Raw genomic sequence first — 25,823 nt, 5'->3', positions numbered from 1 at the left:
TTGCAAATATAGGCTATACCATTGGCTTTTGCCAAACATATACTGTAGCTAAAACATGGCGTTATGTATTTAACAAAAAAAAGAGCCTATAAGTCATAAAAAATTACTAAAATTGGAAGTTTTTTACCCACTGTAAAATTATGTATATCAAAAAGTCAATTTTATTGTTTTTACTGGCAGCAATGCCTGCCGTAGCGCAACAAAAAATAACCTTACCCGAAATATGGAGCGGAGCTTTTGCCGCCCAGGGAATGGACGAACTTAAGGCTATGGACAACTCTAATGAGTATACCGTACTTAATGCAAATTACAATACAGGGTCGGCCACGATAGACCTTTACGATTTTACCACGCTTAATAAAATAAGCACCCTTGTAGATTCTAAACGCTACAAGGAATTTGAGGGGATAGACGATTACAGTTTTAGCCCCGACGAGAAACAACTGCTGCTTGCCACGGGAAGCGAACAGATTTTCAGGCATTCGTTTGTGGCCGATTATTATATTTTCGACATTAAAGAAAAGGTACCTGTTGCAGTATCCGACCAAAAAATTCAGGAGCCTACCTTTTCGGCTGATGGTTCTAAAATAGCTTACGGGCGCGACAACAATCTTTTTGTATATGACCTTGCTACAAAAAACACCAAACAAATTACTACAGATGGTAAAAAGAATGCCATTATAAATGGTATTACCGACTGGGTGTATGAAGAGGAGTTTGCCTTTGTACGCGCGTATGAGTGGAACAAGGCAGGCGATAAAATTGCTTACATACGTTTTGATGAAACGGCTGTGCCTCAGTTTAGCATGGATATGTACAACCAGGGGCTTTACCCGCAGGTAGAAACCTTTAAATATCCTAAAGCCGGAGAGAAAAATGCTACTGTAAGCCTGCACATATATGACGTAAAAACAAATACCGATAAGGAAATAAAACTGGGTAACTATTTTGATTTTTATATCCCGAGGTTAAAGTGGACGAACGATGCACAAACACTTAGCGTACAGGTATTAAACCGCCACCAGAATAACCTTGACCTTATTTTTATAGATGCTACTACCGGCACAGCAAAAGTGGTGCTAAATGAGAAAGATAAGGCGTATGTAGATGTTACTGATAATCTTACGTTTCTTAACGATAACAGCTTTATATGGACCAGTGAGAAAGATGGCTACAACCATATTTACCACTATGCCAAAACAGGCAAACTGATTGACCAGGTTACTAAAGGCGCATGGGAAGTTACAACCTACTATGGCTTTGATAACAAGACCGGAAATATTTTTTACCAGTCGGTAGAGAATGGTTCTGTAAACCGAGATATATACCGTATAAGCATCAACGGCAAAAATAAGGTAAGGCTTACTGCGCAAACGGGTACTAACGCAGCTACCTTTAGCCCAAACTTTGATTACTTTATTAACTCGTTCTCAAGCGCTGTAAAGGCTACAGAATATACGCTTAACAGCAGTAAGGATGGCAAACTGGTTAAAGGTATTGTGAATAACGATGCGCTTATGACAAAACTTGCCAATTATAATATTCCGCAAAAAGAGTTTACGGTAATAACTACAGCAAAAGGCAACCAGCTTAATGCCTGGTTTATAAAACCTAAAGATTTTGATGCCACTAAAAAATATCCGGTATTAATGTACCAGTACAGTGGCCCGGGATCGCAGCAGGTAAATAACGAGTGGGGCAGCTATGACGATTACTGGTTTTCTATGCTGGCACAGCAGGGTTATATTGTAGCCTGTGTAGATGGGCGCGGTACAGGCTTTAAAGGTGCCGAATTTAAAAAGGTGACCTACAAGGAACTTGGTAAATATGAAGTGGAAGACCAGATAGATGCTGCCAAAGTAATAGGGCAGTACCCGTATGTAGATGCATCGCGCATAGGGATATGGGGATGGAGCTACGGTGGTTTTATGAGCAGTAACTGTATACTAAAAGGTGCCGATGTATTTAAAATGGCTATTGCCGTGGCACCTGTAACCAACTGGCGTTTTTATGATTCGGTGTATACCGAAAGGTACATGCAAACCCCGCAGGAAAACCCAACGGGATATGACGATAACTCGCCTATAAACCACGCGTCTAAGCTAAAAGGATCTTATTTACTGATACACGGCACAGCAGATGATAATGTTCATGTACAAAACTCTATGCTTATGATAGAGGCTTTGGTACAGGCAAACAAACAGTTTGACTGGGCTATTTACCCGGACAGGAACCACGGTATATATGGTGGTAAAACAAGGCTGCAGCTTTACACAAAAATGACAAACTTTATTAAAGAGAAACTATAATGAGTAATAACACTACAGCGGTAACATTAGAAGATATCCAGAATTTTGAAGGCAAGTACCCTAAGCAGTTATGGTACTTGTTTTTAGTAGAAATGTGGGAACGTTTTTGTTTCTACGGGATGCGTGGTGTGCTTGTGTTTTTTATGGTTGATGAGCTTTTTCTTAAAGAAGATATGGCCAGTTTGCAATATGGAGCTATACAGGCATTTGTATATGCTTTTACCTTTATTGGAGGGATTTTTGCCGATAAAGTATTGGGTTTTAAAAAATCACTTCTTTTTGGTGGTATAATAATGATATTGGGTAACCTTTTAATTGCTTTCTCCCCGCAGGAATTGTTTTATTATGGGATTACACTTTCGATAATTGGCACCGGTTTTTTTAAGCCTAATATAAGTTCTATGGTTGGAGAATTATATCATGAACAGGATAGCCGTCGCGATGCGGGCTACGGTTTATTTTATGCCGGTATAAATGTAGGAGGGCTTTTAGGTGGTGCATTATGTATTTATCTTGGTAAATATTATTCCTGGTCGCTATGTTTTTTAGCTGCTGCAATAGTTATGGTATTAGGGGTGGTAACGTTCTTAATGACTAAAAAATATTTGGGTCCAATCGGTGATTCTCCACTTATTAACTTAAAGCCTGCAAAGCGCATCAAACGTGAACTGGCAGTCTATCTGGGTTCTATATTAAGTATTCCGTTTATATTTATTATGGTGAGAAATACAGATTATACAGACTATTTCATGTATACCATAGGCATAATCGCTATTTTATATTTTTCTTATGAGGCTTTCAATCTTAAAGTAGCTTCGCTGCAAAAAAAGTTTGTTGCTGCTTTCATGTTCATTTTTTTCTACTTTCTATTTAATGCCATTTTTGAGCAAAGTGGAGGGTCTTTGTCATTATTTGCAAAAGATAACCTTAACGATAGCCTTTTATTTTTTCATATAGACCCTAACGTTATCAATAATAGTTCTAATTCATTATTTGTAATTATCTTTAGCCCGCTAATTGGATTATTGTGGCTTTGGCTAGCGAAAAAGAAAATTGAACCAAATACTGTAATTAAATTTGGAATAGGGTTTATCTTCCTGGCTGCATCGTTTTATGTGTTTTATTATACAAAATTTTTTGCAGGTGCAGATGGTATTACGTCGCTAAATGTATTTACACTTGGTTATCTCGTAATGACTTTTGGCGAGCTTTGCCTTGGGCCAATAGGAATGTCTATTATAACTAAACTTTCTCCAAAAAGATTGTTTGGTATGATGATGGGATTATGGTTCCTTGCAAGTGCTTTTGGTCAGTTTGCGGCAGGTAAACTTGGAGCTGAAATTTCCAGATCTAATACAGGCACTACATTATCATCTAAATTGCAATCATATACAGAGGGATACTACCAATTGGCTATTTATTCGCTTATTGCAGGCGTGATTTTAATTGCGTGTACTCCTTTAATAAAAAAACTAATGCAGGAAGTTAAATAATAAAAAACAACTACTTTATATATGTCTACTACAACAGCGCCGTCTAACGGCTTTTTTGAATCAAGTGTCCTGGGCCAGCCGGCAGGTTTATTTGTAATGTTCTTTACCGAAATGTGGGAGCGTTTTTCGTATTACGGTATGCGTGCCCTTCTTGTTATTTTTCTTGTTTCTACTGCCGATAAAGGCGGCTGGGAATGGACTACAGAAAGAGCTATGGGCCTTTATGGTACTTACACAATGGGCGTTTATCTTACTCCTGTTTTTGGCGGATTAATTGCCGACAGGCTTTTGGGTTACCGCTGGGCAGTATTACTGGGCGCTTTAATAATGACGCTGGGGCACGCCAGTATGGCTTTTGAAACGGAAACGTTTTTATACATTGGCCTTGGTTGCCTTATGGTGGGTAATGGGTTGTTTAAGCCAAACATGACCTCCATGATTAGTAACCTATATAAAGACCACCCTGAAAAGAAAGATGGTGCTTATTCTATATTTTACATGGGTGTAAATGCCGGAGCTTTCCTGGGTATTTTAATTTGCGGTTACATAGGCGAAAAAATTTCATGGAGCTGGGGCTTTGGCCTTGCAGGTATCTTTATGTTCATGGGCTTGCTTCAGTTTTACTTTACACAGGGTATTTTTGGTAATGTTGGGCTTACTCCAAAACAAAGCAAAGCTTTAAAAACAGAAGAAGATGCTGTAGACACTACACCTAAAAAGGTTATTATAGACAGGCTGATAGTAGTATTTATCTTCTCAATATTTACAATATTTTTCTGGGCAGCTTTTGAGCAGGCAGGCGGGTCGATGACTATTTTTGCCGATCGCTACACACAAAGGGTGCTAACAGGTAATGCGGGTCTTATTTATAAAATAGTAGATGCGCTTCTTACTATAATACCTGTAGGTATTATTACTTATGTACTTATAAAATTATTCTCAAAAACTTTTAAAAAATATTCTATAGGTAACCTTATCCTTGCAACAAGTTTTGTTGCTATATGGTGCATCATTTTCTGGAGGATAAACAGGGAGTTTTCTGCCGATACTACAGAGGTAGCAGCTACATGGTTTGGTATTCTTAACTCGCTGTTTATTATTACTTTGGCTCCACTCTTCTCTAAATGGTGGGAGAGTAAATACAACCTTCCGGGTGCCGTTAAATTTGGTTTGGGCCTTGTGTTACTTGGCTTAGGTTTTGGTTTCCTTGCTTATGGTTCTATGTCTATTGTTGCGGGTCAGGAAGTAGTTAAAGTAAGTATGGTTTGGCTTATACTGGCCTACCTTTTCCATACCATGGGCGAATTATGTATCTCTCCGGTAGGGCTTTCTTACGTAAGTAAACTGGTTCCTGCTGCCTGGATAGGGATGATGTTTGGTGTTTATTACCTGTTTATTGCAATGGGTAACAAAATTGCAGGATCTATGGGTGGTATGATCGAAGAGATCACTACAAAATATTCGCTTACTACATTTTTCCTTATATTTACTGCTGTGCCTATTGGGTTAGGTATCATTATTACAGCCCTGCATCCATTGGTTAAAAAACTGATGCACGGCGTTAAATAAAAATGGCATTCTTTTTGGATTGACACTTTTAAATTATTACAGAATGAAAAAAGCTATATTGATCTTGTTTGTTGCCTTTAGTGCAATAACCATGCAGGCGCAGGAACTGGAGTGGCATACCGATTTGCAGAAGGCCATGGCGGTTTCTACTAAAACTAAAAAGCCTTTGCTGATGTTCTTTACCGGGTCTGACTGGTGCGGATGGTGCATGAGGCTGCAAAAAGAGGTAATGAAAACACCAGAGTTTACCGCATGGGCTAAAGAAAACGTGGTGCTGTTAGAGCTTGACTTCCCTAAGAGGACAGAGCAAAGCCAGGAGCTTAAAATCCAGAATGCACAGCTTAATTCGTTCTTTCAGGTTAGGGGGTACCCTACGGTTTGGTTTGCTAATGTAGAGAAAACCAATGAAGGCAAGATTAGCTTTGATGCCCTGGGCAGTACAGGCTATGTAGCTGGAGGCCCGTCGGCCTGGCTTGATGGTGCCAACAAAATAATAAAGAAGACTAAGGCGTAAAAAACCTTATTTCAAAATATAATATCCCTTTTCGGCAGTAGCATGAAAAGGGATTTTTTGTTTGCGGCAGGTTGCGGCCCAGCGGGCAACATAGGTTTTGTAATTGGTAGCGTCGGCAACCACCTGTTTAGGTTTAAGCTGTAGCAGCAGGCGTTCCATGTTTACTTTAGGCGACTGTGTTAATAGTATAACATCGGGCTTAGCGTTTTTCGGATAAACCGACAGGCTGTCGAGCACCAGTATTTTATTACCCTTATGCCAAAGGAGGTTGTGCAGGGGTGCAAGCGTAATATTTTGGTTAAAATTGCCTTTGTTGTATGCTTTTACCGTCCTGTTTTCCAAAGCAAGGCTATCGGTACTGAAAATAGTAATGCGGCTGTTCTCCTTTTGTGCGAGTACCGTAGCCTCCCTGTTATGAAAAACTACAAACTCCGATCCGTTTTTTGCCTGCCATGCTGTTGCCATGTAGGCCGACTGAAATAACAGCACCGCACATAGTACTGCTGCCACTCGGCGAAAGCTGTGCTTATAAAGCCATAATACGGCTAATGTAATGACGCAATATAAAATAAGGTTAAGGAGGAGGGTAAATGGAATATCTTTCAGTACAAGTGCTTCAAACGAGGCAACACATTTTATAAAGCTGTTCATTACATTAATAGTGAATTCTAAAATGTAACCCACCCACAGTGCGACCTGCGGAAAGATAAAGTTAAGCAGCAACACTGCTATGCCTAAGCCTAACACAACATTAGACAACGGGATCACGACCACATTTGCCACCAGGAACAATAACGGAAACTGGTTAAAGTAATACAGGCTTAACGGCAGTACTCCTATTTGCGCAACGAGCGAGATAACCACAGTATCTTTCGCAAAGTTAATGAGCCAGTATTTAGAGCGTTTCATTTTGCTGTAAATGGGCTGCAGCCACACAATGGTGAAAACGGCAATATAGCTAAGCTGGAAGCCGGCATCGAATAAAAAATTAGGCTTTGCCAATAGCAGTACCAATGCGGAAACAGCAAGCGAATTGTAAATATTGGCACGGCGGTTAAAGAGTTCGCCTGTTAGTACAAAGCTGAACATTGCCACAGCACGCACCACCGATGCCGATAAGCCGGTTATAAATGCAAACAGCCACATGAGTACCATGATGATTATAAAGTGGCCTGCATAGCCTATATGCTTTGCGCGTTTTAACGGGGCAAGCAACCAGTTGAGCCCTATAAACAGCAACGTAAAGTGCAGCCCCGATATGGCGAGGATATGCACCACACCGGCATTGATATAACTGGCGGTTGTGTCTTTATCCATATCCTGGCGTTGGCCAAAGAGCAGGGCATTTATAAGGTTCTGAATTTGGGCAGGGTAGTGGTGTATACTAAAACTGTTAATAAGCGTAGTGCGCAAATGCTCTATATGGTAGTTAAAATCTTTTTCCTGCCCGGCAAGTACATAGTTTACCTTAAGCCGCAGCTGATGAAAAACATCCTGCTTTTTCATGTAAGCGGCATAATCAAACTGGTAGGGGTTGAGCGATGGCATTATAGGCTGGGGAGTGTCGGCAATAATAAGTACGTCGCCGGCGTGGACCTGTTTTGCGAGGCTGTCTTTAGGTACGGTAATAAGTAATTTGCCCGTTGCCAATTGCCTGTTAACTGACTGTACCTCCAAATAATATTTCTCTGAATATTCGTTAGGTTTAAGGCGTTCGGTAACAATGCCTTTCAGGATGGGGAGTTTGTCGGCAGTCAGGTAACGGCTGTAGTGGGTTACATTGTTAGGCCCGTAATGCAGGTTTTGTACTAACAGTCCGGTTGCCAATGCAAACAGTAATGCCACAATATTAAAATAAGGTTTTTGGAAGAACGCTTTTTGAGCCTGAAAATAAGCAGCAACGAGCAGCAATAAAGATGCTGTGCCAAAAATATACAATGCTGTTTCAGGCGGCTGCAAATAATAGCCTGCAAGTATACCGAGCGCTACAAATAAGGTAAAAGGGATAAGGGGATATTTCAATACCGGCATAAACTACGTTACAGCTATTGAAACAAACATACGGAAATTAAAGGGAATTGTGATGATGAAATCAATTCCGTAAAGAATTAATTTAGACGTAATGCCAAAATTATTATTTGTGGAAATTCGTGCAATTTGTGGCGCGAAAAATAATCGAAAACTACTCTTCGATTACCCTGTTTGCCTGAACGAATGTGCGTGAATGGTAGGCTTCGTTCATAGACGATACCATTACACCGTGGCTTGTAGAAGAGTGGATAAATTTAACCTCACCTTCGGGAGTAACTTCTGTTACAAGGCCTACGTGGTTAATTCCTTTTCTGTGCCTGTTGTTGCTAAAAAATAAAAGGTCGCCTTTTTTAACTTCTTCAAGTTTTATCTCGTGTCCTGCACCTGCGGCCATCGAGCCAGAGCTGCGGGGTAAAGTAACATCAAATATCTGGAAAGTAGCGTAAACCATACCTGAGCAGTCCATGCCGGCAGGGGTAGTACCACCGCCTCTGTAACGAACACCTTCAAACTGCATGGCGTTGTTTACAATCTGTTCTGCAAAATAATTTTCTTCGGGAGCAGCTTCAAAATCCGGTTCGGTAGGAGTATCCGTAACAACAATTTTAGATTTTGCTTTTTTAGCCGGGGCTTCAGGTGCTTTAGGCCCTCCTTTTGCTTTAACTTTAACCGGAGCATCATCAACAACAACCACGTCGTTATCTAAGAAAAGCACTTCCTGCTTTTTTACTTCGGGAGTTTCTGTAACTGCACTTTTAGATGCAGACTGGGCTTTGGCAAAGGCCTGGGCCGGTGAAGAAACTTGTTTATCGTTATATGCGTAAACCCCTTTTTTCTGGGCTTCTTTTTTAGAAGTTACTATTTGCGCCGTCGCCGTAAACGACGTGAAAATAATCAAAAACAGGGATAGGTTCAGGAGGTTTTTCAAAATCTTTTATTGTATCAAATTCAACTTTGTTTTTTACAAATATAGAGAACATAATTTAATAAATAATTAAGAACCTATGTTAAATGTTTGAAAATGAGGTTTGCTGTCTTAAAACTGGCGCCTTTTCCGCCAAGCTTTTCTTCCAGTAAATCGTACTGTTTCAGGAGGTTTTGACGGTATTCGGCTGTTAATATCTTGTTAAGTTCTTTTTTTAAATTTTTTTTGTTCAGCTCCCCCTGAATGAGCTCTTTTACCACCTCTTTGTCCATAATTAGGTTCACGAGAGAGATGTATTTTAGCGTAATTATGCGTTTTGCTATCTGGTACGACAGCCATCCGCCTTTGTAGCAAACCACCTCCGGAACTTTAAATAAGGCTGTCTCTAAAGTTGCCGTACCCGATGTTACTAATGCCGCATGGGCAACACTAAGCAGGTCGTACGTTTGGTTACTAATAAAATGCACGCTGCTTTTAGTAAGAAACTGCTCATAAAAAGAATATTCCTGGCTTGGTGCTCCTGCAATTACAAACTGGTAATCGGGGAAATCATCTACTACCGATAGCATTATAGACAGCATCTTGGCAATTTCCTGCTTGCGGCTGCCGGGAAGCAGGGCTATAACGGGGCGGCCGTCAAGGTTATGGTCTTTTTTAAACTGGTTGGTATCGGTAGGCTGGCGGTTATTAATGGCATCAATAAGCGGATGGCCTACAAACTCTACGGCAAAGTTGTGTTTTTGTTCGTAAAAGTCTTTTTCGAAGGGCAATATAATATACATGTGGTCTACATCGCGCTTAATGGCCTTAATGCGGTTTTCTTTCCACGCCCATATTTGCGGAGAGATGTAGTAGTGCGTTTTAAAGCCAAGAGGCTTGGCCCATTTGGCAATGCGCATGTTAAAGCCGGGGTAATCTATAAAAATAATAACATCGGGCTTAAAGGCAAGAATGTCTTCTTTGCACAACTTAATATTGGCAAAAATGGTCTTGAGGTTCATGGCAACTTCGGTAAAACCCATAAAAGCCAGTTCCCTATAGTGCTTCACTAAAGTACCTCCCGTGGCCTCCATAAGGTCGCCACCCCAAAAACGGATGTTGGCATGGGCATCTGCCTTATAGAGTTCTTTCATAAGGTTGGCGCCGTGCAAATCGCCGCTTGCTTCGCCTGCTATAATGTAATATTTCATATTTTATAGTTTACACCCCAAAAGTACTACTTATTTATAAATACAAAAAAAGCTTCGGTTAAGAAGCTTTTAGTTGTTATTGGTTATGTCCTTCCAGTGTTCAGTGGTAATTTCATAAACAAAATTTAGTAGTTTCAATTCTCCATAATAGGTTACTTCCTGCTCGCCAATTTTTACAGCACCAATACGGCTAATGGCAATTTGCGAACGCATATTGTTTGAGCCGATATGAAAATATACCTTGTTTACAAATTGCAAAATATAATCGAGCATGATTTTTTTAACCGATTTATTTGTTCCGGTGCCCCAGGTAGCCGTGGTGTAAAAAGTATAGCCTATAAAAATGCTGCTGTCCTCTTCGTTATGATCGTAGTAACGGCTGCTGCCAATAATTTTGCCTGATTGTTTATCTGTAATTTTAAAAGCCCCCTTGCTCAGCATTGCGCCTTCAAAAAATGTACGAAATACTTCTTTTTTCCAGCGGTCTTTGTTGGGATGCTGCTCCCATATTTCAGGGTCGGATGCTGCTTCGTACAAAGAATCGAAATCATCTGCCGCTAAGGGTTGCAGGATTACTTTTTCGTTTTCGAGAGTGGGTTGGATATTTATCATTTTATTTTGTTCAAACCTTATTGCGATTTTTAAGTCTTATCGCCCAAGGCTATCGTATATATACATCTTAATTTAATTATATATCTCTTCTTTTGTCTTGAAACAAAAGAAGCAAAAATTCAAGGCTCTAACTTCTTATGCTACAAAATATAAGCTTCGGCTAAATCATTTGAACTCGCTTCGCTCAAACAGCAAATGATTCTTAACGCCTCAACTTATATTTTGCTTAACGCAACAAAGTTTAAGGCCTTAGCTTCACTCAGATTTGCTTACTCGCAATAAAAAACGGCATGTTCAAATTTGATACTATATTTAACATTCGAGTGTAGCTTCTCCCTCTCCTTTGGAGAGTCCCGATAGCTATCGGGAGGGGTGAGGCCTACTTCATCCCCCACCCATTCAATCCCTGTATGGCATGGTGTGCGGTAAGGTCAAACTGAACAGGTACTACAGATACGTACCCATTAGCAAGTGCCCACTCATCGGTATCTTCGCCATTATCCAGGTTAACAAACTTACCGGTAAGCCAGTAATAGTCGCGGCCCATTGGGCTTTTGCGCTTGTCGAATTTTTCCTGCCACATGGCCTTGCTCTGGCGGCAAATTTTTATGCCTTTAATTTCTTTTTCAGGTAATTTAGGTATGTTCACATTAAGGATAACGCCATCTGGCAGGCCATTCTGTAGTACATTTGCGGTTATCTTTTTAATAAACGCTTTAGCAGGCTCAAAGTCGGCATCCCAGTTGTAGTCCAGCAATGAGAAACCTATGGCGGGAATCCCCTCGATACCGGCTTCTACAGCAGCACTCATTGTACCCGAGTAGATTACGTTTATAGAGGAGTTCGAGCCATGGTTTACACCGCTCACGCAAAGGTCGGGTTTGCGGTGCAGTATTTCATTCACGGCAAACTTTACACAGTCTACCGGCGTGCCGCTGCAGCTGTATTCGATTTCAATATCCGGGTCAATGTCAATCTTGTTAATATATAGCGTGTTGTTAATGGTAATGGCGTGCCCTGTGGCGCTTTGCGGACTATCGGGTGCTACAACTACCACATCTCCAAGGGTTTTCATAACAGCAATTAGAGCGCGTATTCCCGGGGCGGTTACACCATCGTCATTGGTTACCAGTATTAGGGGTTTTTTCTTTGTCATTGCGGTAAAATCAAAATAAGTATTGTATATTTACGTTTGCTAAAATACGCATTTTTTAACGTGACATGTAATAAGATCATGCCGTACAATTTTTGGCACGCTTTTTAATGTGTAATACCATACGAAGAAATAAAATGAACGCCTTTATAAATTTTATGAAAAGAAATTATAAAATTCTTGCGATAGTTGTCCTGTTGGCCGGCGCGCTGCTTAGTTTTACTTTACTGCCTAAGCAGGTTAAAGAAAACGACCCCGAAAAAGATAAGGTTCTTATAGAGCTGCTTACATACGTTATACAAAAGGCACATTACAGTGCCCCGGCTATAGATGATGCCTTTAGTAAAGGTGTTTACAAACATTACCTGGAGGCGTTAGACCCTTCTAAACGATTTTTCACCCAGGCCGATATTGATGAGTTCTCTAAATATGAGACTAAGCTTGATGACCAGATAAATGCCCGCGACCTTAGCTTTTTTAACCTTACCTACACAAGGTTAATGGACAGGATTAAAGAGAGCGAAGGTTTTTATAAAGAGATACTTGCCAAGCCTTTCGATTTTAGTAAAGACGAAACCTTCAACGTAGATTACGAAAAACAGCCGTTTGTAAAAAATGATGCTGAGTTAAGGACACGTTGGGAAAAACAGCTTAAACTATCGGTACTTTCTACGGTTACGGATAAGCAGAAATTGCAGGATGCCCCTCCGGCTGATAAAGTTAAGAAAGAGGGCAGTGCCGTTATAGAATCTGAAACTACGGCAAAAGTAAGCGACAAAAAGGCCGATGGCACCAAGAAAACATTTACCGAACTTGAAAAGGAAGCGCGCGAAAGCACCCTGAAATCGCTTAATGATTATTTTGATTTTGTGGGCGACCTTAAACGCGATGAGTGGTTTAATATATACCTTAACGCTATTTGTGAGCGTTTCGACCCGCATACTTTTTACTTTGCGCCGGACGATAAAGAAAAATTTGATACCAGCATGAGAGGTTCTCTTGAAGGTATTGGGGCAAGGCTACAAAAAAAGAACGACTTTGTAGAAATATCTGAACTTATACCGGGCGGCCCGGCATGGAGGGGTAAAGACCTGGAGCAGGGCGACCTTATCATGAAAGTGGCACAGGGTAAAGATGAGCCTGTAGACATTAGCGGTATGAGGCTTGACGATGTGGTTAAAAAAATAAAAGGCCCTAAAGGTACAGAGGTGCGCCTTACCGTTAAAAAGGTAGACGGCAGCACTAAAGTTATTGCCATTGTGAGGGAAGTTGTAGAAATTGAGGAAACCTACGCAAAATCAAGCGTGGTTAATAAAAACGGTAAACTTTATGGCGTGATCAACCTGCCTAAGTTTTATATAGATTTTGAAAATCAGGACAACCGCGATGCGGCCAAAGATGTAGCTGCCGAGGTTAAAAAACTTAAAGCCCAGGGTGTGGAAGGTATTATCATGGACCTTAGGGACAACGGCGGCGGATCGCTTAAAACGGTTGTAGATATTGCCGGCCTGTTTATTACTAAAGGCCCTATTGTACAGGTACGCTCTTTTGCAGGACAGCAGGACGGTGAGCGCAGGGAAGTTATAGACCAGCTGCCGGATAACGATCCAAGTGTGCAGTGGGATGGCCCTCTTGTAGTGCTTATAAATAACTTCTCGGCTTCGGCTTCAGAGATCTTTGCAGCAGCAATACAGGATTATAACCGTGGCCTTATATTGGGTAGTAAACAAAGTTACGGTAAGGGTACGGTGCAAAATATTATAGACCTTAACCCACTGGTGCGTAACAACAGCTTTGGCAACCTTGGCGCTGTAAAAACCACTACCCAGAAGTTTTACAGGATAAACGGTGGCTCTACACAAAGAGAAGGTGTGGCGAGCGATATTGTTATGCCTGATAAATATTCTTACATGGAAATAGGCGAGCGCGACAGTGATAATGCATTGCCGTATGATAAAATTCCTGCTGCAAAATTTAATGCTGTAAAAAATAACTTTACAAGTGTTATTGCAAGCAGCAAGAACCGTATGGCTACTAACGCGCAATTTAAACTTATGGATGAAAGTGCTAAATGGTTGAGCGATAAAAAAGACGAAAACACCTTTAGCCTTAATATAGATAAATTTAAGGCAGAACAGGCTAAGAGCGAGGCTATGGCTAAGAAATTTAAACCGCTTAACGAGTACACAAATACCCTTAAGTTTGATGCTCTTAACGTAGAAAAAGAGTCGTTTAAAAAAGACCCTGCCCTTGCCGAGAAGAAAAAGATATGGTATGAAAGCCTTTCTAAAGATATTTATGTAGAAGAAGCTATTAATGTACTTGACGATATGCAGCCTAAAGGCACAAAAGCCGCAGCTACCATAGCTAAAAAAGACAAACAGGTTAAAACACGATAAGCGTAAATGGATAAAACCGGAAAATCGCTTACAGGCTTAGCGCTCCAAAAGTTCAGGAAGAACTTTTGGGGCGTTTTAAGTTTAGTATTTATTGTACTGTTACTTTTTATATCAATTTTTGCTTATCTACTGGCACCCGATAAAACGCAGAATGCCAATTGGGGCGACCTCTCCATCCATTCTAAATCGCCGGGGTTCACGGTAACGATGCTGCATTTTCCTGCTGATTTAAGCAGCAATGCAGGCTTTGCCAAATACTTTACCGGCGAAACCAATCCGGAATTGAAAATTCCAATTTTAAAATATCAAGTTTCAAAAGACAGCCTTACCTATTTTGAATATACCGATGAACCATCGCTTGCAGTAAGCAAAACCATCCCGCTATCTGAATTTAAGACAACCGATAAGGCAACGATAGAAAAAGAATATATTCGTACTCAAAGGTTTTTGTTAGGAACCGATAGCCAGGGCCGTGATTTGCTGAGTAGACTTTTGGTGGGTTCGCGTGTATCTATAGCCATTGGGTTTGTCGCGGTATTTATATCATTGGTTGTGGGCATTTTTTTTGGTGCCATTGCGGGTTATTACGGCGGCAAAACAGATGCTTTTGTAATGTGGCTGGTAAACATCATCTGGAGCATACCTACACTGCTTTTGGTCATCGCTATCACACTGGCATTAGGCAAAGGCTTCTGGCAGGTATTCGTGGCCGTAGGGCTTACCATGTGGGTAGAAGTTGCCCGTGTAGTGCGTGGCCAGGTAATGAGCATAAAGCAAATGCAGTTTGTAACGGCAGCAAGGGCTTTAGGCTATAACAACCGCAGGATCATCTTTAACCACATATTGCCTAACAGTATGGCCCCGGTTATCGTGATCTCGGCAGCCAACTTTGCATCGGCCATATTGGTAGAAAGCGGACTGAGCTTTCTTGGCCTTGGCGCACAGCCACCCATACCAAGTTGGGGAGGTATGATAAAAGACCACTATAACTATATAATATTAGGCAAACCATATCTTGCCTTAGCACCCGGTATAGCGATGCTGTTACTGGTACTTGCCTTTATGATGGTGGGTAATGCCCTTAGGGATGCGCTGGATGTGAAGAGTGAGTAATATAAATTATATGGATTATCAAGACCAACAAAAAGCTATTTGTGATAAATATAATGTACCGTGTGTTCCCAGCAATCTAAATGATATGTTAGGGATTGCTAAAAATGTGGCAAGCGGACTCATGCCTATTAATGGATTACGGCATCCTCTTGATGGTAATACTACCGGTTGGTATATATGGGCAGGAGAAGAGTTTTCTGAAGAACATAATTTCTTTAAGCGGATGCATGTAAAGCATTTACAAAATATTAATCCTGAAATAATAAAATATTTAGCTCTGCCTCCGGGTCATCGGTTTTTAATTGATGATAAAGGTTATGAAGATGTTTGGGAAGATCTGTCTTTATTGGATATTTAACATTAGATTTTTATAAAATTAAATCTACTGCAAAACCTACTTCAGTACTTTATAAATTATCCCATCGTATCTTTGCCGTTCTTTCCAAGATTTCTTACTACCCATAACTTATGTGTACGATTCAGAAACCAAAAAAACGCTTTGATTATGATGCTTATATACAAGGACGTTTAATCGGGAAATACGTAGTTATTTACCACGACGAAATTCCTGATGAACCTGAAATTAAAGCATCTGAAGTTGAGGAATTACTGCCCATAGCCCAGCCTTTAATCCCTATAAAATTTGGCAATGATATTTTGGAACTGTCCGGATTGTACGTGTCTCAGTTTAATCAACCTCTTTTTTACTTAGAACCTGTATATATTGGCGCACCAGACTTTGAGAGTTCAGCAATGGATAAGGGCTGTTTGCTTCCTGTTGTTAAACCTGCTTTTCCAAATGGCAGGGCAGGGCCAAATTAATATCAAATGAAAATATAATATATTTCAAATATTTTTTCACGCAAAGTCGCGAAGCCGCAAAGCTGTACTGTTTAATAAGCTGGAAGAAGCGACTGTTAAGTCGCAAAGCTTTGCGACTTAACAGTCGCTTCTTCCACATAAAATGTTCCGTTTTCAACTTTGCGGCTTCGCGACTTTGCGAGACATTTAATCCTAATTGAACCGTAACATATCCAAATGGCATAATTCCCCACAGATGAACAATTCCAGTATAATATTTTTCCCCGCACAACGGGCAGGATAATTATTGCCAAATCGTTCTTTGAAATATCGTATTATATTTGAGAATCACATCCAAGTGAAGCTAAGGCCTTGAACTTCGTTGCAAAAGAAGTTAGAGCCTTGAGTTTTTGTTTCTTTTGTTTCAAGACAGAAGAAAATTAAATATTGAATAGAAATCAGCCTCAATCCACGTCTGCGCAGCATCCGTGTCATCCGTGTTCCATAAAAAAAGTACGGTTATATCTTACCACTCATTAACCTTATTGGCATCCATTTTAATAAAAATGAACAACAATATAGTGAATGCCCATAGGCTCGACCCACCATAACTAAAGAACGGCAGGGGTACACCCACAGTGGGGAACAGCTTTATAAGCATGGTAATATTCACAAAAAAGTGCATGAAGAGTATGGAGGCTACACAGTAGCCATACGTTCTGGAGAGCTTGGATTTTTGCCTTTCGGCGAGGTATACAATGCGTAACAGCAGCGTTATAAAAACAGCTATTACCAGTACGGCACCTGCAAAGCCCCACTCTTCGCCCACGGTAGTAAAAATATAATCGGTATGCTGCTCCGGTACAAAGCCTCCTTTGGTCTGCGTGCCTTCAAGGTAGCCTTTGCCAAACCATCCGCCGGAGCCAATGGCAATAAGCGACTGGTTAAGGTTGTAGCCTTCGCTCTGCATATCTACATCTTTATCAAAAAGTACGTTAATACGGTCTTTCTGGTGAGCTTCCAGTACGTTTTCAAACACATAATCTACAGAGAATACAAAGGCAGCAATAGCCACCAGTGCCAGTGCAGATATAATGGGATTGCGCAGGGCACGGCGTGTTATAAAGTACTGTATTAAAATTATGATAAGGCAAAGGCCCACAAGTATTGCAGGCTTAATAAGCAAGGCTAATATAAACAGAACTATGGCAATACCCCCTGTGGCAAGGTACCAGCCCGGCAGGCCTTCACGGTACAACACAATCATTAATGCCATAAATATCATGGCACTACCGGCATCGGGCTGTAACATAATAAGCATTACCGGCAAAAAGATAATGCCTAATGCTATAAGCTGGTGGTTAGTATTCTTAAGGTTTATTTGGACATCGCTTAAAAACTTAGCCAGAACCAGCGATGTGGCTATCTTGGCAAACTCTGACGGCTGCACACTAAAGCCGCCAAAAGAGTACCAGTTAGTCTGCCCCTTGTGCGACGATCCAAACACAAATAGCCCGGCAAGTAACAGCAGTGCAAATCCGTAGAATATAAAAGCGTATTTATCGTAAATTTTGGCATCTATACTAAGTACTACAATAATAAGGGGTACGCTGCCTATAATAAAAAGTATCTGCTTGCCATAAATCTGGCTCAGGTCAAAAAGCGATGTTGTCTGTTCCGGTAGAGATGCCGAGTAAATAGTCATCCAGCCCATTACAACCAGTATTGCATAAAGCAATATGGTTACCCAGTCCATGTTATTTGTTACCTTTTGGTTTTTCATCGTCCCTGGTTAATTAGGAAAGGCTGCCCGCTTAAATATTTTTCGTACGTTGCTTTAAGGCCATTGGTCATTATATATTCTTCGCGCGCTTTTTGCGAGTCGGTATTACCTTTAAGGTATTTTTCTATCATAAGGCTGGTAATAGGGCCTGCCCATCGGGCTCCCCAGTAACCGTTCTCTACAAATACCGCAATGGCAATTTTAGGATTATCGCGTGGCGCAAACGCCACAAATATAGAGTGGTCATCCAGCTGTGTACGTTTACCGGCAATTTTCATAAAGTTCTCTGCAGTACCGGTCTTACCGCATATCTCAATGCCTTCTACACGCAGGCGGCTCGCCGTACCCAGGTTGTATACATCGAACAAACCATCTATAACCGGCTGAAAATACTGCTTGTCTATAGTGGTTACGTGCTTGGTTGTAAATTTTTTATCTAACTGCTGGCCTTCAATTTTCTTTATCATGTGGGGAGTAAAATAGTAGCCTTTGTTTGCTACGGTAGCCATCATGTTAGCAAGCTGAATGGGTGTCATTAGTACCTCTCCCTGACCTATTGAATTAGAAATAATGGTAGAACCGCTCCAGCCACCGTTAGGGTAAAAGCGTTTGTAAAACTTAGGTGTAGGGATAAGTCCTTTTTTTCCCGGAGGAAGGTCGTAGCCCAAAAAGTCGCCAAGCCCAAAGCTCTTAAGATGGCTGCTCCAAGCTGCCACACCATATTCTGCTTTAGGATATTTGTCTATAGTGAGCCTGAAGGCATTGCCAAAATATGTGTTACAAGATTTATAAATACCTTCGTGAAGCCTGTTAGTGCCCGAGTCGTGGCAGCGCATAAAGGCTCCACGCCCGTAAGAAAAACCATGATGGCAAACAAATGTGCTGTTCTCGTCTATAACTTCTTCCTGCAACGCCACAAGGCCTGTAAGGATCTTGAATGGCGATCCCGGTGCATATTCGGCTAAAAGGCCACGGTCATATAATGGTTTAGATATAGAGTCGTTGTATAAGGCAGTATAGTTTTTAGAACGCTCACGGCCCACTAATAATGCCGGGTCGTAGGATGGAGCCGTTACCAGTGCCAGTATTTCGCCGGTTCTTGGTTCTATCGCAACGATGCCACCACGCTTTTCAAACATTAGCGCTTCGCCATATTTTTGCAGTTCGCCATCAAGAGATAGTGTAATGTCTTTACCCTGCACTGCAATAGTATCATAAATACCGTCTTTAAAAGAACCTATCTCGCGGTTAAAACGGTCTTTTTGCACATACTTAACACCTTTGGTGCCACGCAATACATCTTCATACATTTGTTCTACACCCTGGCGGCCTATTAAGTCGCCACTCTTGTAGTAATGGTCCCTTTTTATAATAGCATCGTTAACCTGCTGTATGTAGCCAAAAACATTTGCCCCGGCAGTAGTCTGGTAATCGCGGAGTGAACGTTTTACAATATCAAAACCTTTAAAGCGGCGTATTTTTTCCTGGAATGCAGCAAATTCTTTTTTGCTTAACTGCGGTAAAAATACAGAGGGAAGCCTGGGGCTGTACACCCTTGCTTTTTCGAGCCTTTTATTAAAGTAATCCCTGTCTATGTTAAGAAGTTCGCACAGTTGTAATGTGTCCAGGTCTTTCATTTCGCGGGGTGTAACCATAATATCATAAGACGGCTGGTTAGCCACAAGCAGCTTGCCATTACGGTCGTATATGTAGCCACGCTCCGGGTATTCGTATTTTATTTTAATGGCATTGTTATCCGATTTCTTAATGTAAGAGTCGTCTAATATCTGCAAATAAAACAGCCTTGCTATAATCAGTAAAGTGGCAGCAACTATAAGTATGGGTAATAATATCTTTCTCATGTTTTGGCCGGCTTAACCAGGTATATTGTTATAATGCAAATTACAAGTGTAAAGAGCGTAGTATATAACGTGTGCAGTAGTGCTGTAAGTATAAGGTTGAACCTGAATACTTCGAGCAAAAATAAAATAAGGTGGTGCGTTATTACCGATATGAGTATGAATGAAAAACGCTCCGGCGAAAGGCGGTCGTTAATTTTTATGGTTTGGTACTCGTAACTTACACCAAATGAGAATTTAAAGAATGTGGGCCTTAAAAATGCCAGTGTTACCGATGCCGCTGCATGGGGCCCGCCGGTGTTAAGGAACATATCTATAAACAGCCCCATAAAAAATGCCGATACCAGTAATAATGCCTTATTGCCGTTTACCGGATAAAGCAGTATATACAAAATATACGGGTAGGGGTTAAGGAAACCAAAAAGGTCTAAACGGTTTAATACCGCTACCTGTATGGCAAGCAGCAGTATAAAACGCAGTATATTTATTATTACGGTACTATTCATTGGGCGGTACGGTAGCCTGTTGCAATTGTTGTATCTCTTCGCGGTCCTTGTTCTCCATAATATATATGTAGCCCAGGCTGGTCATGTCGTTAAACAAGCGTATATCAAGCGTGTAGTAATTTGTTTTTTTGTCTATGTACACTTTTTCTATAGTGCCTATAGGAATATTCTCGGGGAAGATGGTCGACTCTGCACCTGTTACAATGGTGTCTCCTTTTACCACGGTGGCAAGCCTTGGCACATCTACAAGCTGTGCAAAGCCGGTGCTTTTACCATTCCAGGTAAGCGTACCAAAGTGGTTGTTCTTTTTAATCTTGGCACCAAGCCTGAACTTTTTATTAAGAACGCTTATTATGGTAGAATACCCTTTAGATGTTTTTTCTATATAGCCTATAACCCCAAGGCTGCTTACAACGCCCATATCTTCCTTAACGCCATCTGCAGTTCCTTTATTAATGGTAAGGTAGTTTTCCTGCAGACTGTAGGAGTTAGCTATAACCTTGCCCGGTATAACTTTATAAATACCCAGGCTTGGCGGTACAGTTGCAAGTACAGTGTCTTTTTTATTAAAGAGCATGTTTTTAAGCAGGGCATTTTCTGATGCCAGTTTTTGGTTCTCTTCGCTAAGGCTAAAGTACATTTCTACCTTGTTTATTTGCCCATACACATAACCGGTTACGGCATTTGCCGATGTTATGGTACGGCTCCTGTGGTAGGCATGCGACTGTATGGTAAACGATAACGAAATGCCCAAAAGCAGCAAAAACAGTAATGTTATACTGTTTTTAAATAAAAAATTTACTATTTGCTGCATGAACTAATCATTATTTTATAAGTATGCTCCTGTATTTTGCGGTGTTTTTCAGGGCCATTCCGGTACCCCTTACTACGGCCCTAAGCGGGTCTTCGGCTATATAAACCGGCAGGTCTGTTTTTTGAGATATCCTCTTGTCCAACCCCCTTAGCATCGATCCTCCACCGGCAAGGTAAATACCGGTATTGTAAATATCTGCTGCAAGCTCCGGCGGTGTTTGCGATAGTGTTTCCATAACCGCATCTTCAATGCGCTGTATCGATTTGTCAAGCGCCTTAGCAATCTCGCGGTACGATACCTCTACCTGTTTAGGTTTACCTGTTAAAAGGTCACGCCCCTGTACAGACAGGTCTTCCGGAGGTGTTTCAAGATCTTCCAGGGCTGCCCCTATAGATATTTTTATTTTCTCTGCAGTACCCTCACCCACAAAAAGGTTGTGCTGGGTACGCATATAGTATACAATGTCATTAGTAAATACATCGCCGGCAATTTTAACCGACTTGTCGCATACTATACCGCCAAGCGCTATAACTGCAATCTCTGTAGTACCACCACCTATATCTACAATCATGTTACCCTTAGGCTGCATGATGTCTATACCAATACCTATTGCCGCTGCCATTGGCTCATGTATAAGGTATACCTCTTTACCATTTACCCTTTCGCACGATTCTTTTACAGCACGCATCTCTACCTCTGTAATGCCGCTTGGTATACAAACTACCATGCGTAGCGCGGGGGTGAATAGTTTTTTCTTTAATGCAGGAATGCTTTTTATAAACATGGTAAGCATTTTTTCAGACGCATCAAAGTCGGCTATAACACCATCTTTAAGGGGGCGTATGGTTTTAATGTTCTCATGCGTTTTACCCTGCATCATGTTGGCTTCCTTACCCACGGCTATTATTTTGCCACTTACGCGGTCACGCGCTACTATAGACGGGCTGTCTATAACAACTTTATCATTATGGATAATAAGCGTATTTGCGGTTCCGAGGTCAATGGCAATATCCTCGGTCATGAAATCAAAAAATCCCATACGGCATTTAGGGTTTAGGTATTTATATTATAGTTTGTTTAGGAGCCTGTAAAAGTAATAAAATTAATGTTTGAAATGACGTGTACCGGTAAATACCATAGACACCCCGTTTTCATTGCAATAATCAATGCTTAACTGGTCTTTTATAGACCCGCCCGGCTGAATTACAGATGTTATTCCGGCATTTTTAGCAAGCTCTACACAATCCGGGAAAGGGAAAAATGCATCGCTGGCCATAACGGCGCCGGCAAGGCTAAAATTGTTTGCGGCTGCTTTTTCTACAGCATGCCTTAAAGCATCTACACGGCTTGTTTCGCCCGTGCCCGATGCCAGTAGCTGACCATCTTTAGCAAACACAATAGTGTTACTTTTAGTATGCTTGCACACTTTAGATGCAAACACAAGGTCGTTAACTTCCTGCTCTGTTGGGGCAGTAATGGTAGCAGTTGTAAAGTGCTCTTTACTATCGGTAATATTATCCTTGTCCTGAACAAGCAAGCCGTTAAGGCAGGTGCGAACCTGTTTAAGCGGAAGCTCTGTTTCGTGCTGAATAAGGATGATCCTGTTTTTCTTTTCTTCTATAATCGCTAACGCATCACCATCATACGCAGGGGCAATTACCACTTCGCAAAACAGCTTTGTTATCTCTTCGGCTGCAGCCTTATCTATCTTAGTATTTGTAATAAGCACACCGCCAAAGGCCGATGTAGGGTCAGCCGCAAGGGCATCAAGATACGCTTCTTTTACAGTGTTTCTTGTAGCAATACCACAGGCGTTGTTATGTTTAAGTATGGCAAATGTAGGGCCGTCATTTTTAAACTCTGCAATAAGGTTTACGGCAGCATCTACATCAAGAAGGTTGTTGTAAGATAGCTCTTTTCCGTGTACTTTAGAGAATATCTTATCAAAATCGCCAAAGAAGAAACCTTTTTGGTGCGGGTTCTCGCCATAGCGCAATACCTGGCCGCTGCCCACACTCTCTTTATAAAAAGTATCGTCGGTATTAAAGTAGTTAAAAATGGCAGTATCGTAGTGCGACGAAACGTGGAATGCCTTTGTAGCAAACAGTTTGCGCTCTTCAAGCGTTGTAGCGCCGTTGTTGTTTGTAAATGTTTCAAGGAACAATGCATAGTCATCTACAGATGCTACAATAACCGTATCCTTAAAATTTTTAGCGGCAGCACGTATAAGAGATATGCCGCCTATGTCTATTTTCTCGATAATATCGGCCTCAGATGCGCCCGATGCTACCGTTTTTTCAAAAGGGTAAAGGTCTACAATAACAAGGTCTATCTGCGGTATGTTATATTCGGCCATTTGCTGTACGTCGCCTTCATGGTCCTGACGGTTAAGGATACCGCCAAATACCTTGGGGTGAAGGGTTTTTACCCTGCCGCCCAGTATAGACGGGTAAGAGGTAACATCCTCTACAGGTACTACGGGTATGCCCAGGTCTTTAATAAAAGTCTCTGTACCTCCGGTAGAATATAGGGTTACGCCCTGCTCGTGCAGTTTCTTAACAATAGGCTCTAAGCCGTCTTTGCTGAATACCGATATTAGTGCAGATGAAATAGTTTTTGCAGTGCTCATTTGTTGTGTGTTTAAATAAGGGTGCAAAAGTAGTTATTGTAAAGCTAACATTCAAACCGGTGTATGCTAAATTTTAAATAATTGAAAACTTTATGCCTTTTGGTTTTCAGGATTTTAAAAAAATGCTCAATTTTACACAAGCCAATACAATTTTAAACATGTTTCTCTACCTGCGCCTGCTCTCAGAAAGCTTTGCCTTTGCCATGAACGCCCTTACTAATAATAAGTTGCGCACGTTCCTGTCGCTGCTTGGCGTTACCATAGGCATCTTCTCTATAATTGCCGTACTTGCGGCTGTAGATTCCCTGGACCATAAAATAAAAAAAGACCTTAGCAAGGTAGATAAAAACACCATGTACCTTAAGCGTTTTTCTTTTGCCCCTACAGATATACCACGGTGGAAAGTGCAGCAGTTCCCTAATGTTAAATATGAAGAATACCAGTACCTTAAAAATAATGTTACCAGCGTGCAAACAATGGCTTTCCAAATGTTTGCGCCGTCTATAAATATTAAGTACGAAGATAAATCGGCTACGGGGGTAAATGCTAAACCGTCATCTTATGAAATTGCCGATATAGAGTCGGTTGAAATTGTAGACGGGAGGTTTTATACGGAATCTGAATCGAACTCCGGTAGTGCCGTGGCGGTTATAGGGTACGAAATTGCCCAAACGCTTTTTGGCAGCAGTAACCCCATAGGAAAAAAAATACGCATGTATGGCCAGCGCTTTACGGTAATAGGTGTGCTTAAAAAACAGGGTGCAGCCAGTATGGGCATGCCCAGCAACGATACATCGGTCATGCTGCCGGTTAATTTTTTACGCAGGCTGTATGGCGACAACAATACGTCGCTAACGCCCATTATACTTATAAAGCCCCTTAAAGGCGCCGACCCGGAGGCATCTAAAGCAGAGGTTACCCAAAAACTGCGCAACTACCGCGGTATAAAGGCAGGGGAGGACAGCAATTTTATGATAGACATATTATCATCTTTCACTGATTTTATAGACGGTATTGTAAGTATGCTTAATTTAGTAGGCTGGATAATAAGCGGGTTCTCGCTACTTGTGGGCGGATTTGGTATTGCCAATATCATGTTCGTTTCGGTTAAGGAGCGCACGGGTATAATAGGCATCCAGAAATCGCTTGGGGCTAAAAACCGTTTTATACTTATGCAGTTTTTGTTCGAAGCTGTTATACTCTCCCTAATAGGCGGTGCCATAGGCATCCTGATGGTGTGGGGCGGGGGCACACTAATAACCAAAGCCTTCGATTTTGAATTTATACTAAGTGCCGGCAATATACTTCTTGGCACAGGGCTGTCTGTAGGTATAGGTTTAATATCGGGTATACTGCCAGCTATATCTGCTGCAAGACTCGACCCAGTAGAGGCGATAAGGAGTGGGATGTAAGCAGAGATTAGGTGCTGTTAAAAATCGTAAGATGAATATTAAAATAGAAGCTTCCTTTAGCGATATACCTGTCAGCAAATTCTGCTATGATATTGACAGAAAGAAAATAGAAATCTACTTTCCCGGTTATCATGATGTACAATCCGGAGACTATGTAGAACAAAACTGCTGCTGTGTAATTGGTAACTGGAAAGAGGCAAAAAGTAAAGTTTATAATGATGATATATTCTTTAATTTAGATAAGCATATAGGGATTTTTAGTTTACTACTACATATTGTACATTCTAATGAATTTTTAGAAATGATTATTAATACTATTGATGACAGGTATATTGTGTTGCGCTTCGTGGCTTCCGAAGTTACGTGCGAGGTAGTGAATTTTTAGAATAATATCATTGAATAACGTGGCATAACGGGTCTAATCCTTCATTTTTCAGGAAATTTTAGCTAAATAGAAATAATTGCATATAACTTCGGGACTAAGTATGAGTAGATTTTTTAAATTGATAACTGCCATATCCCTGTTAACTCTTGCATTTATTAACTTTGTTCCAGTATCAAAGAGGTTACTAAATATGGCTCCGGCAGCTTTAGGTTGGGCCGAATTTATAGTTTTAGTTAGCCACGCCGTTTTAGGTTTATCCACTTATATCTTTTTCTATTTACTTAAGGATATTCTTAAGATAAATCTGGTTTTAGTTGTTACTGCAA

Annotated in this window: 21 protein-coding genes; 10 read left to right on the top strand and 11 right to left on the bottom strand. The window is 41.0% G+C overall.

The window, feature by feature from the left end; translation table 11 throughout:
* The first annotated feature begins 140 nt into the window (after nucleotides 1-140).
* From F565_RS0105615 to F565_RS0105600, 4 genes are read left to right on the top strand one after another with little or no spacing between them, the layout of a single operon-like run.
* Entirely contained in the window at nucleotides 141-2,309 is a 2,169-nt protein-coding gene (locus F565_RS0105615; protein ID WP_020212225.1) for a S9 family peptidase, read from the top strand.
* The gene (locus F565_RS0105610) at nucleotides 2,309-3,802 is read left to right on the top strand and encodes a peptide MFS transporter (RefSeq protein ID WP_020212224.1); all 1,494 of its coding nucleotides are present in this window, start codon (nucleotides 2,309-2,311) and stop codon (nucleotides 3,800-3,802) included. Before F565_RS0105615 ends, F565_RS0105610 begins: the two co-directional genes overlap by 1 nt.
* 21 nt (nucleotides 3,803-3,823) lie before the next feature.
* Entirely contained in the window at nucleotides 3,824-5,371 is a 1,548-nt protein-coding gene (locus F565_RS0105605; RefSeq protein WP_020212223.1) for a peptide MFS transporter, read from the top strand.
* A gap of 43 nt (nucleotides 5,372-5,414) precedes the next feature.
* Nucleotides 5,415-5,885 (top strand): thioredoxin family protein, encoded by a 471-nt coding sequence (locus tag F565_RS0105600; RefSeq protein WP_020212222.1) that lies wholly within the window; start codon nucleotides 5,415-5,417, stop codon nucleotides 5,883-5,885.
* Nucleotides 5,886-5,891: 6 nt separating this feature from the next.
* Here the strand turns inward: F565_RS0105600 and F565_RS21240 are convergent, their stop codons facing one another.
* From F565_RS21240 to surE, 5 genes are all read right to left on the bottom strand, one after another.
* Nucleotides 5,892-7,916 carry a ComEC/Rec2 family competence protein gene (locus F565_RS21240; protein WP_020212221.1) on the bottom strand — a complete coding sequence of 675 codons (2,025 nt, stop codon included), beginning with the start codon at nucleotides 7,914-7,916 and terminating at the stop codon, nucleotides 5,892-5,894.
* 151 nt (nucleotides 7,917-8,067) lie between these two features.
* Nucleotides 8,068-8,844, bottom strand: a complete 777-nt coding sequence (locus tag F565_RS22280; protein ID WP_020212220.1) for a C40 family peptidase — start codon at nucleotides 8,842-8,844, stop codon at nucleotides 8,068-8,070.
* A 74-nt stretch (nucleotides 8,845-8,918) separates the two neighbouring features.
* The gene (gene lpxB, locus F565_RS0105585; RefSeq protein ID WP_020212219.1) at nucleotides 8,919-10,031 is read right to left on the bottom strand and encodes a lipid-A-disaccharide synthase; all 1,113 of its coding nucleotides are present in this window, start codon (nucleotides 10,029-10,031) and stop codon (nucleotides 8,919-8,921) included.
* A 69-nt stretch (nucleotides 10,032-10,100) separates the two neighbouring features.
* Entirely contained in the window at nucleotides 10,101-10,643 is a 543-nt protein-coding gene (locus tag F565_RS0105580) for a GNAT family N-acetyltransferase (RefSeq protein ID WP_020212218.1), read from the bottom strand.
* A gap of 379 nt (nucleotides 10,644-11,022) precedes the next feature.
* On the bottom strand, nucleotides 11,023-11,799 hold the full coding sequence (gene surE / locus F565_RS0105575) for a 5'/3'-nucleotidase SurE (RefSeq protein WP_020212217.1): 777 nt from the start codon (nucleotides 11,797-11,799) through the stop codon (nucleotides 11,023-11,025).
* A gap of 134 nt (nucleotides 11,800-11,933) precedes the next feature.
* Between surE and F565_RS0105570 the strand changes: the two genes are divergently transcribed.
* From F565_RS0105570 to F565_RS0105555, 4 genes are all read left to right on the top strand, one after another.
* A complete protein-coding gene (locus tag F565_RS0105570; RefSeq protein ID WP_020212216.1) occupies nucleotides 11,934-14,195 on the top strand; it encodes a carboxy terminal-processing peptidase in 2,262 nt (753 codons plus the stop codon).
* Between the two features lie 6 nt (nucleotides 14,196-14,201).
* Entirely contained in the window at nucleotides 14,202-15,308 is a 1,107-nt protein-coding gene (locus tag F565_RS0105565) for an ABC transporter permease (protein WP_020212215.1), read from the top strand.
* 10 nt (nucleotides 15,309-15,318) lie between these two features.
* The gene (locus F565_RS0105560; RefSeq protein ID WP_020212214.1) at nucleotides 15,319-15,666 is read left to right on the top strand and encodes an immunity protein Imm33 domain-containing protein; all 348 of its coding nucleotides are present in this window, start codon (nucleotides 15,319-15,321) and stop codon (nucleotides 15,664-15,666) included.
* Between the two features lie 110 nt (nucleotides 15,667-15,776).
* Nucleotides 15,777-16,130 (top strand): hypothetical protein, encoded by a 354-nt coding sequence (locus F565_RS0105555; RefSeq protein ID WP_020212213.1) that lies wholly within the window; start codon nucleotides 15,777-15,779, stop codon nucleotides 16,128-16,130.
* A 505-nt stretch (nucleotides 16,131-16,635) separates the two neighbouring features.
* Here F565_RS0105555 and rodA read toward each other — a convergent pair.
* From rodA to purH, 6 genes are all read right to left on the bottom strand, one after another.
* Nucleotides 16,636-17,892, bottom strand: coding sequence for a rod shape-determining protein RodA (rodA, locus tag F565_RS0105550; protein WP_020212212.1), 1,257 nt, complete (start codon nucleotides 17,890-17,892; stop codon nucleotides 16,636-16,638).
* The gene (mrdA, locus tag F565_RS0105545; protein ID WP_020212211.1) at nucleotides 17,889-19,754 is read right to left on the bottom strand and encodes a penicillin-binding protein 2; all 1,866 of its coding nucleotides are present in this window, start codon (nucleotides 19,752-19,754) and stop codon (nucleotides 17,889-17,891) included. Before mrdA ends, rodA begins: the two co-directional genes overlap by 4 nt.
* The gene (locus F565_RS0105540) at nucleotides 19,751-20,257 is read right to left on the bottom strand and encodes a hypothetical protein (RefSeq protein ID WP_020212210.1); all 507 of its coding nucleotides are present in this window, start codon (nucleotides 20,255-20,257) and stop codon (nucleotides 19,751-19,753) included. The genes mrdA and F565_RS0105540 overlap by 4 nt, the downstream gene beginning before the upstream one ends.
* Nucleotides 20,250-21,071 carry a rod shape-determining protein MreC gene (gene mreC, locus F565_RS0105535; RefSeq protein ID WP_020212209.1) on the bottom strand — a complete coding sequence of 274 codons (822 nt, stop codon included), beginning with the start codon at nucleotides 21,069-21,071 and terminating at the stop codon, nucleotides 20,250-20,252. The genes F565_RS0105540 and mreC overlap by 8 nt, the downstream gene beginning before the upstream one ends.
* A 10-nt stretch (nucleotides 21,072-21,081) precedes the next feature.
* On the bottom strand, nucleotides 21,082-22,110 hold the full coding sequence (locus F565_RS0105530) for a rod shape-determining protein (protein WP_026299902.1): 1,029 nt from the start codon (nucleotides 22,108-22,110) through the stop codon (nucleotides 21,082-21,084).
* 63 nt (nucleotides 22,111-22,173) lie between these two features.
* Entirely contained in the window at nucleotides 22,174-23,700 is a 1,527-nt protein-coding gene (purH, locus tag F565_RS0105525) for a bifunctional phosphoribosylaminoimidazolecarboxamide formyltransferase/IMP cyclohydrolase (RefSeq protein WP_020212207.1), read from the bottom strand.
* Nucleotides 23,701-23,858: 158 nt separating this feature from the next.
* Between purH and F565_RS0105520 the strand changes: the two genes are divergently transcribed.
* Together F565_RS0105520 and F565_RS0105515 are read left to right on the top strand one after the other, a co-directional pair.
* The gene (locus F565_RS0105520; RefSeq protein ID WP_026299901.1) at nucleotides 23,859-25,112 is read left to right on the top strand and encodes an ABC transporter permease; all 1,254 of its coding nucleotides are present in this window, start codon (nucleotides 23,859-23,861) and stop codon (nucleotides 25,110-25,112) included.
* Nucleotides 25,113-25,143: 31 nt separating this feature from the next.
* Nucleotides 25,144-25,497, top strand: a complete 354-nt coding sequence (locus F565_RS0105515; RefSeq protein WP_020212205.1) for a hypothetical protein — start codon at nucleotides 25,144-25,146, stop codon at nucleotides 25,495-25,497.
* Nucleotides 25,498-25,823: the final 326 nt, after the last annotated feature.

The organism is Flavobacterium rivuli WB 3.3-2 = DSM 21788 (genome assembly GCF_000378485.1).
GTDB lineage: Bacteria > Bacteroidota > Bacteroidia > Flavobacteriales > Flavobacteriaceae > Flavobacterium > Flavobacterium rivuli.
The sequence above is the reverse complement of the archived record's forward strand: the minus strand, read 5'-3'. Positions and strand labels throughout refer to the sequence as shown.

What these genes read in the sequence shown, in the direction of transcription:
- F565_RS0105615 (WP_020212225.1), top strand. Translation starts at nt 141, where the DNA reads ATGTATATCAAAAAGTCAATTTTATTGTTTTTACTGGCAGCAATGCCT.
- F565_RS0105610 (WP_020212224.1), top strand. Translation starts at nt 2,309, where the DNA reads ATGAGTAATAACACTACAGCGGTAACATTAGAAGATATCCAGAATTTT.
- F565_RS0105605 (WP_020212223.1), top strand. Translation starts at nt 3,824, where the DNA reads ATGTCTACTACAACAGCGCCGTCTAACGGCTTTTTTGAATCAAGTGTC.
- F565_RS0105600 (WP_020212222.1), top strand. Translation starts at nt 5,415, where the DNA reads ATGAAAAAAGCTATATTGATCTTGTTTGTTGCCTTTAGTGCAATAACC.
- F565_RS21240 (WP_020212221.1), bottom strand. Translation starts at nt 7,916, where the DNA reads ATGCCGGTATTGAAATATCCCCTTATCCCTTTTACCTTATTTGTAGCG.
- lpxB (WP_020212219.1), bottom strand. Translation starts at nt 10,031, where the DNA reads ATGAAATATTACATTATAGCAGGCGAAGCAAGCGGCGATTTGCACGGC.
- F565_RS0105580 (WP_020212218.1), bottom strand. Translation starts at nt 10,643, where the DNA reads ATGATAAATATCCAACCCACTCTCGAAAACGAAAAAGTAATCCTGCAA.
- surE (WP_020212217.1), bottom strand. Translation starts at nt 11,799, where the DNA reads ATGACAAAGAAAAAACCCCTAATACTGGTAACCAATGACGATGGTGTA.
- F565_RS0105570 (WP_020212216.1), top strand. Translation starts at nt 11,934, where the DNA reads ATGAACGCCTTTATAAATTTTATGAAAAGAAATTATAAAATTCTTGCG.
- F565_RS0105565 (WP_020212215.1), top strand. Translation starts at nt 14,202, where the DNA reads ATGGATAAAACCGGAAAATCGCTTACAGGCTTAGCGCTCCAAAAGTTC.
- F565_RS0105560 (WP_020212214.1), top strand. Translation starts at nt 15,319, where the DNA reads ATGGATTATCAAGACCAACAAAAAGCTATTTGTGATAAATATAATGTA.
- F565_RS0105555 (WP_020212213.1), top strand. Translation starts at nt 15,777, where the DNA reads ATGTGTACGATTCAGAAACCAAAAAAACGCTTTGATTATGATGCTTAT.
- rodA (WP_020212212.1), bottom strand. Translation starts at nt 17,892, where the DNA reads ATGAAAAACCAAAAGGTAACAAATAACATGGACTGGGTAACCATATTG.
- mrdA (WP_020212211.1), bottom strand. Translation starts at nt 19,754, where the DNA reads ATGAGAAAGATATTATTACCCATACTTATAGTTGCTGCCACTTTACTG.
- F565_RS0105540 (WP_020212210.1), bottom strand. Translation starts at nt 20,257, where the DNA reads ATGAATAGTACCGTAATAATAAATATACTGCGTTTTATACTGCTGCTT.
- mreC (WP_020212209.1), bottom strand. Translation starts at nt 21,071, where the DNA reads ATGCAGCAAATAGTAAATTTTTTATTTAAAAACAGTATAACATTACTG.
- F565_RS0105530 (WP_026299902.1), bottom strand. Translation starts at nt 22,110, where the DNA reads ATGGGATTTTTTGATTTCATGACCGAGGATATTGCCATTGACCTCGGA.
- purH (WP_020212207.1), bottom strand. Translation starts at nt 23,700, where the DNA reads ATGAGCACTGCAAAAACTATTTCATCTGCACTAATATCGGTATTCAGC.
- F565_RS0105520 (WP_026299901.1), top strand. Translation starts at nt 23,859, where the DNA reads ATGTTTCTCTACCTGCGCCTGCTCTCAGAAAGCTTTGCCTTTGCCATG.
- F565_RS0105515 (WP_020212205.1), top strand. Translation starts at nt 25,144, where the DNA reads ATGAATATTAAAATAGAAGCTTCCTTTAGCGATATACCTGTCAGCAAA.